The sequence below is a fragment of the Sulfitobacter sp. HI0129 genome (genome assembly GCF_001635395.1).
Taxonomy (GTDB): Bacteria; Pseudomonadota; Alphaproteobacteria; order Rhodobacterales; family Rhodobacteraceae; genus Sulfitobacter.
On sequence record NZ_LWGH01000706.1, the window covers coordinates 1 to 1,423 of the forward strand.

Genomic DNA, 1,423 nt, shown 5'->3' on the forward strand with positions numbered 1-1,423 from the left:
TGATGTAGTCGAAATGCCCCTCGTCGGTCTGGAAAAACCGCTCCGCCACATCAGTCGCGATGTCGCGCACATCCTCCCCGCGCGTGCCGATGGGGAAGGACATGAGCATGTGGGTGGTCTGCCCAAGCTTGGGCTTGAAGCCCGCATCCCACCGCTTGGCAAAGCGCTCGGTCAGATCCTTGATGTCACCCGCCTCGAGCTTCGTCTTGCCATCCAAGAACCCGCTACTGTCCACGATATGGGTGGACTTGGTGGTGAGGTAATCGAGCTGGTTTGCGAGCTGCGATTTGGTATGCGTTCCCCCGCCCCGGATCGCCTTGAAGACCGCTGGCCGGTGGCCTGCTGCCGCGCGCACAAGCTGGGTCTGCTTGGCCACGTGCAGCCCCTGCATTGAGCCCCGGACGCGGCTCCAGCCATCCCGAAACACCTCGCCCGTGACGGCATGGACGGCATCATTCAGCTGCATGCGCAAACTCCCTCAGCGCGGCCGTGGCCTGCAGCTGCATCGCATCCCGACGGCGGCGCAGGAGCAGGTCGATCTCGTCAGCGGAATCCAGGATGAACCGCGCCAGCCCGCGCATCTGTGCGAGGCGCAATTCGGTGAACTCCGAGCCGGCCCCCTGCCCTTGCCGATTGGCCTGCGTCATCTGTTTGGCGATCTGCGCGACCCCATTGCCGACCTCGTGCAGCGAGGCGCGGTAGCGCGCCATCTCAGCTGCCATCTGCGCGTCCGGAACGAACACCCCGCCTGCCGCCTGAATGAGCCGCCGCAGCCCCTCGGCCCGGCTTTCGATCCCCGCCTTCGCCAGCACCGCGTCGAGCGCCTCAAGCTCCGCAGCCGTGACCTTCACACTGACCGCTGAGACCGGAATTGCGGCATCCGTCTGGCGCTCGGCATCGGCTTTCAAGACGTAGCGCACGGCGCGCGATGTAACACCGAACCGCGCAGCCAGCTCGGACGTCGACACACCCTCCGCGGCCTCGCGGACGATCTGCATCTTCTCGATCTCTGTCAGGCGTTTTGTTCGGGACATGCGGAAGAAAGACCCCCTATTTCCTGCCACCTTCCACCAAGGCCGCCCCTACCTTACGATAATATACCGTGATGTCAATTATATACTTACGTTGCATTCAGTCTCAGGCAGCCTTGGTGTCCGCTTCACGCCGCGGCCCGCAGGGACGCGGCTCTGCCGCCCTCACCACCGGGCGACCCACCTGTCCTAGGGGTCCCGTCCACCAGCCCCGCCCGAGGGTCTGGCCGAACACGCTTGTGTTCGGACGGAACCGCGGGCGGGCGCAAACCCCACCGACAGGGCGGATAGGCAGGGTCAAGGAGGGCCAGATTTGGGTCCCCAAATCTCTGCCGCAAAAACCGGGAGGCCAAGGCCTGCCGGTTTTTGTGGATGGCCCCCTTGAGGCTGAC

The 1,423-nt window shown here is 64.7% G+C and carries 1 protein-coding gene and 1 pseudogene; both read right to left on the reverse strand.

Going from position 1 to position 1,423, the window contains the following annotated elements:
• Nucleotides 1-466 (reverse strand): annotated as a pseudogene (locus tag A3764_RS17690) (endonuclease); the annotation flags it as partial.
• Complete coding sequence (locus A3764_RS17695; RefSeq protein WP_067920604.1) at nt 453-1,034, reverse strand: helix-turn-helix domain-containing protein; 582 nt, start codon at nt 1,032-1,034, stop codon at nt 453-455. The gene A3764_RS17695 and the pseudogene A3764_RS17690, both read right to left, overlap by 14 nt.
• Nucleotides 1,035-1,423 lie beyond the last annotated feature (389 nt).